Source organism: Castellaniella sp. (assembly GCF_034007085.1).
GTDB lineage: Bacteria > Pseudomonadota > Gammaproteobacteria > Burkholderiales > Burkholderiaceae_B > Castellaniella.
In genome coordinates this window covers 1-5,647 of sequence record NZ_JAVERO010000131.1, presented here as the reverse complement: position 1 = coordinate 5,647, position 5,647 = coordinate 1, and the positions used below count along the sequence as shown (strand labels likewise).

Genomic DNA, 5,647 nt, shown 5'->3' with positions numbered 1-5,647 from the left:
GTACCGGCATGGGGTGGACGCGCTGGACGTGATCGGCTTTCGCATGCTGCTGGCCTTGCCGTTCTTTGCCGGCATCGCGCTGGGCCAGATGTCGCGCGCGCACCGGGGCTTGCTGGCGCGGCTGGGCTGGCGCGACAGCCTGCGCATCGCGGTGCTGGGTTTCATTGGATACTACCTGTCCAGTTTTCTGGATTTCCTGGGCCTGCAATACATTTCTGCGGGCCTGGAACGCTTGATCCTGTTCCTGTCGCCGACGTTCGTGCTGTTGTTTTCAGCCTGGTTCCTGCGCAAGCCGATCGCTTCGCGCCAGTGGCTGGCCATGGCCCTGGCCTATGGGGGGGTGGCCCTGGTGTTCTGGGCAGATCTGTCGATCACGGGGGAAAACGTCGTTCTGGGTGCGACCTGTGTGCTGGGCGCGGCCTTTTCCTATGCCCTGTACCTGATCGGTTCAGGCGAATTGGTCGAACGGGTCACGGCCACCCGGTTGACGGCCTATGCGATGACGGTGTCGGCCGGGGTGACGATGGTGCATTTTTTCGCATTCAAGGGCTTGGGTGGGCTGGAGCAAAGCCTGCCGGTCTATGGGTTGTCGCTGATCCATGCGACCGTGAACACGGTGTTGCCGACTTTCATGATCATGTGGTCGGTGGCGCGCATCGGCGCGCCGCTGACGGCGCAACTGGGCCTGCTGGGGCCGGTATCGATCCTGTTGCTGGCCTGGGTGTTCCTGGGCGAGCCGATCACGATGCTGCAGGTGGTCGGGACGATTCTGGTGGCGATTTCTGCCATTGTGCTGGGGCAGCGCCGTTCCTGATGTGCTGCTGGGCCAATCGACAGGGCATCAGCGCTTTTCTGCCCAGGCCGCTTCGTTGAAGCCTACCGTCACGCTGCCATCGGGCCATTCGACCACGGGGCGTTTGATGATGCTGGCCTGCTCCAGCATCAACCGGGTGGCGCTGGCGGCATCCCGGATCTGCGCCTGTGATTCAGGCGGCAGTCTGCGCCAGGTCGTGCCCTGGCGGTTGACGAGTTTTTCCCAGCCCACCTGGGCGATCCACTGCGCCAGGCGCGTTTCGGGCACACCGGCCTTCTTGAAGTCGTGAAACTGGTAGGGGTGCTGATGCGCATCCAGCCAGGCGCGCGCCTTTTTGACGGTGTCGCAGTTGGGGATGCCGTAGACGGTCAGATGGTTCATTTCATGCTTTCCTCGATTTCATCGCGATGGACGTCGTGGGTGACGAATCCGGCGGTGTTTTCAGGCATGGCCAGGTACCGGGGGCGGCGCAGCGTATCGCGGATGTCATGCAGGCCGGTGCTCCAGTGTTCCCGCATCGTGGTCAGACCGAATTGATAGTCGCGAAAGTGTTGTTCATAGGGCTTGTCGCGATAGATCAGGTGGATGATGTTGCTGCGCTTGTTGCTGCCCAGTGCTGCGGCCTGTGCGCAGGCAGAGTCACTGTCGCGCAACTGGGCTGGCACTTTGTCCAGGACTTCGCACAGCAGGCGTTGCATTTTGCGGTAGGACTGCATCTGGTCGGTCACGAGCCGGGTGCGGCTGGAATAGCGGATGTCCTGGATGCGGTCGCCGACCTCGCTCAGGTTGCGGGGGACGGGGCCGCGCGCCGACCACAGGTCCACCTGGAACACCAGGGTGTCTCGGGCCAGATTCTGTTCCAGGATCCAGGACAGGGGGGTATTGGAGACCAGGCCGCCGTCCCAATAGTATTCGCCGTCGATTTCGATGGCCGGGAAGGCTGGCGGCAATGCGCCCGAGGCCATGAAATGTTCCGGGCGCAGACGAGTGCGGCGATTGTCGAAATAGACAAAATTGCCGGTACGGACATTGACAGCGCCGACAGCTACGTGCAGGTCGCCGCTGTTGATGCGGTCGAAATCGCACAGGGATTCGAGCGTATTTTTCAGTGGGCGGGTGTCGTAGTGGCCGACGGCAGCGGGGTCCAGGGCAACGGACAGGGCAGCGGGCGGAAAGCGGGGATGGAAAAAGCCTTTCTGGCCCACCATCAGGGCGCTGCCAGCATGCACCGCTCCCAGGAATTGGCGTGCCAGGTCATTGATCTGGAACAGGCTGTGTTCGAACAGGGGGGTGGCTACCGGGCCGACGTAGGGCTGGCAGATCATGTTCCAGAAGGCGTGAAGCCGCTCGACGCGCCGTTCGGGTGGATTGCCAGCGATGATGGCGGCATTCAACGCACCGATGGAGATGCCGGCCAGGTCGGTCAGGTCGATGCCGGCCTCGTGCAGACCTTCGTAGACGCCGGCCTGGTAGGCGCCCAGCGCGCCACCGCCTTGCAGCACCAGGGCGCGGGTTTCGTAGGCGCTGGCGGCGTCCGCCGGACGGAATTCAGTCTTGGGCATGAGTCGCGGGCTCCTTAGTGGGTGTGGACGGGATCAAGCGATTGCAGGAATGCCTCGATCAGGGCGCCGCGATAGCGGCTGCGGTGCAGCACGATGGACAGGCGCCGGTCCAGTTGCAGGAAGGGGGTGCGCAGCACCCGCAGTCGGCCCGTGGCCACAGCGTCCAAGGTGGCGGCGTAGGGCAGGCAGGCGATGCCCAGGCCGGCGATCACGGCTTGTTTGATGGCTTCGATCTGCCCCAGTTCCAGCAGAATGCGCCCCGGGGGCAGCGCGGTCAAGGCCTGTTCGGTCTGGCTGCGGGTGGCCGAACCGCGTTCGCGCAGGATCCAGTGGGCATTGGCGAAATCCTGGGGTTGCAGTCGTGCACGTTGTGCCAGGGGATGCGCAGGTGCCGCGCAGACGACCAACGCGTCATTGCGCCAGGGGCGGGTTTCCAGCTGGGCATGGTTCACGGGACCTTCGACGCAGGCAATATCGATGGCATGGTCGAGCAGCATGCGGGTGATGTCGCGGGTGTTGTCCACGGTCAGGCGCAGGGCCACTGTGGGGTGCTGGGTCGTGATGGGCCCCAGGAGTTCCCCGACCAGGTAATTTCCGACCGTGTTGCTGGCGCCGATGCGCAGTTCGCCTTCCAGGGCGCCTTGGGCGTTGCGGTGGCCGCGTTGCATGTCGCCCAGGCGTTCCAGGATTTCACGCGCCAGGGGCAGTTGTTCCGCCCCTTGGGCGTTCAGGCGCAGGCGGCCTCGGTGACGGTCGAACAGGGTGACACCCAGCTGGCGTTCGAGTTCACCCAGCGCCATGCTGACGGCGGGTTGGGTCAGGTGCAACTGATCGGCGGCCTGGCGCACGCTGCCGGCCGTGGCAACCGCGACGAAGACTTCGATCTGGCGGATGCTGAGGCCAAGCATGGCGGAAGTATCCCCCAATGGATATAAATTTTATTTATATCCTGGCAAACCAGGATGCAGGATTCTTGCTGAATGCCACGCCGACGATGTAAGCGAAGATCGCGCTGGCGCACACGGCGGCGATCAGCCGCGTCCGGGGTGTGCGGCCCCGCTTGATGGCGAATGTACCAACGCCAATGTAGGCGACCAGAAGCACGATCTTGACCAGGATCCAAGGCTGTTCAGGCCCGATCATGGCCGCCAGGATCACCCCGCAGGTCAGCAGCACCGTGTCGATCACGTGCGGCAGGATGCGGATCAGACGGTGCTGTAGCCGGGCCGATCCGGTTACGGACCAATAGGCCCGGATCACGAACAGGATGATGCTCAGGGTGACGGCCGTGACGTGCAGGTGCTTGATGGGGAAGTAGTAATTCATGGTGACGGAAGAAATCGGCGAACCAGTGCTGTCCGGGCGAGTGTATCGCACCGGAATGCCAGTGGGGCGGCAGACCGGCCGGCGCGTAGGGGCTTGTTCAGACAGGACGGCAGCGGTTACGCGATAGGCGTCAGGGTCCAGCCGCCGCTTTCCCCCTGCAACGCCAGCTCGAAGCGGTGGTGCCGGCGCAGGGTGCTGCGGTGGCCGACGCTGATGATGCGAGCGTCCGGCAGCTGCTCGCGCAGCAGGCGGTACATGGCGTCTTCCAGCCCTTCGTCCATGGCGGATGTGGCCTCATCCAGGAACGCAGCCTGCGGGCGGGCGATCAGCAGACGGCCGAAGGCCAGGCGCTGTTGTTCCCCCAGTGACAGGATGCGGCTCCAGTCTTCCGGAGTGTCCAGCCGGTCGCGCAAGTGGCCCAGCTGCACGAGATCCAGGATGGCTTCGTCCTGACCCGGCGGGGTGGAGTCGGCGGGTTGCGGGTAGTGCAGGGCCTGGCGCAGGGTGCCCAGGGGCAGATAGGGTTTCTGGGCCAGAAACAGGGCGGACGTATCCGGGCGGATGATTTCGCCCGACCCGTGTGGCCAGATCCCGGCAATCATGCGCAGCAGTGTGGTTTTGCCCGCGCCCGATGGGCCGCGCACCAGGATTGGCTGGCCGGGCGCGGCCTCCAGGCTCAGGTCGCGGATCAGTGTGTGGCCATCGGGGCGGTTCACGGATACGTTGAGCAGGGCCAGGCGGCTGCCGTCCTGATGCGCGCGCGGCAGTTCCATGGCCTGGGCGGCGTCGATGGTGTCCTCGAAACCGGCCAGACGCTCCAGGGTGGCGCGGTAGGTGGCAAAGCTGTCGTAGATATTGCGGAAGAAGGACAGATTGTCCTGCAGGCGGCCAAAGGCCTGGGCGGTCTGGATCAGGTCGCCCAGGCTGATCTGTTTGGAAAAGAAACGTGTGGCTTGCAGGATGAAGGGAAAGACCACGGCGGTCTGGGTCACGATGAAATTGAAACCCAGGAATTTCAGGGATCGGTGAATGATGTCCCAGGCGTTGCCGATCACCTGGGCAAAGCCCTGCCGCAGTGTTCGGCCTTCGACGCGCTCACCGCGATAGAAGGCGATGCTTTCTGCGTATTCACGCACGCGCACGAGAGCATAGCGGTAGTCGGCGTTCAGCTTTTCGTTCAGGAAGTTCAGTCGGATGAGCGGTTTGCCGATCCAGATCGCCAGCAAGGTCGCCAGGAACACATAGATGAAGACCAGGAACACCATGGCCCGGGGGATTTCGTGGCCCAGCACGGTCATGGGGCCGGACAGGTTCCACAGAATCACGGTGAAGGCGACAGTCGACACGAGCGCGTTGATCAGTCCGACAGCCAGTGTCATGGATGTCTGGGCAAAGTTGGTGATGTCCTGCTGGATCCGCTGGTCGGGGTTGTCGGCCAGGTGGCTGAGCGATTGCGAACGATAGTAGGCCTGGTTCTGCATCCAGCGGCCCAGCAGATGTTCGTTGAGCCATTCGCGCCAATGCACGACAAAGGCCTGCTGGACGTAGAAATCGAACAAAGACCGGATCACGTGCACGGCGGCCAGCAACGAAAACAGCAGCATGGCGGCCCAGAAGCCCGATGCGTCCAGCGCCTGCAGCGCGCTGTACATCGTGTTGTACCAGTTGGAAAACAGCACATCCAGGCGCACGGCCGCCAGGGTCAGCAGCAGGATCAGGGCGATGCCGGCCAGTGGTTTCCAGCTGCGGCGAGGGGAAAAATAGCCGGCGCTTAGACGGCGGAACTGCCGCCCCCAGCGTGTGAATCGCGTCAGCCACCAGATGACGATGACGCCGATCAGCAGGGTGAGCGCGTAAGCCTTGGCGAGCCACAGGCCGCTTTCGATCAGGACGTCTTGCCAGTGCATGGGAGTGCGATTCCTTCAGAGTCGATGGGAGACGCCCG

At 63.6% G+C, this 5,647-nt stretch carries 6 protein-coding genes; 1 reads left to right on the top strand and 5 read right to left on the bottom strand.

The window, feature by feature from the left end:
* A partial coding sequence (locus RBR29_RS10155) for a DMT family transporter (protein WP_320349014.1) occupies window positions 1–814 on the top strand: 814 nt, incomplete at its 5' end.
* Window positions 815–841: 27 nt separating this feature from the next.
* On the opposite strand, the gene RBR29_RS10150 is transcribed toward RBR29_RS10155, so the two are convergent.
* The 5 genes from RBR29_RS10150 to RBR29_RS10130 form a co-directional block, all read right to left on the bottom strand.
* Window positions 842–1,195: an ArsC family reductase gene (locus RBR29_RS10150; RefSeq protein ID WP_320349013.1), complete on the bottom strand. Its 354-nt coding sequence runs from the start codon at window positions 1,193–1,195 to the stop codon at window positions 842–844.
* Window positions 1,192–2,376, bottom strand: coding sequence for a patatin-like phospholipase family protein (locus tag RBR29_RS10145; RefSeq protein ID WP_320349011.1), 1,185 nt, complete (start codon window positions 2,374–2,376; stop codon window positions 1,192–1,194). The genes RBR29_RS10150 and RBR29_RS10145 overlap by 4 nt, the downstream gene beginning before the upstream one ends.
* 14 nt (window positions 2,377–2,390) lie before the next feature.
* Entirely contained in the window at window positions 2,391–3,284 is an 894-nt protein-coding gene (locus tag RBR29_RS10140) for a LysR substrate-binding domain-containing protein (RefSeq protein ID WP_320349009.1), read from the bottom strand.
* A gap of 34 nt (window positions 3,285–3,318) precedes the next feature.
* The gene (locus tag RBR29_RS10135) at window positions 3,319–3,702 is read right to left on the bottom strand and encodes a SirB2 family protein (RefSeq protein ID WP_320349007.1); all 384 of its coding nucleotides are present in this window, start codon (window positions 3,700–3,702) and stop codon (window positions 3,319–3,321) included.
* Between the two features lie 116 nt (window positions 3,703–3,818).
* Complete coding sequence (locus RBR29_RS10130) at window positions 3,819–5,609, bottom strand: ABC transporter ATP-binding protein/permease (protein ID WP_320349006.1); 1,791 nt, start codon at window positions 5,607–5,609, stop codon at window positions 3,819–3,821.
* Window positions 5,610–5,647 lie beyond the last annotated feature (38 nt).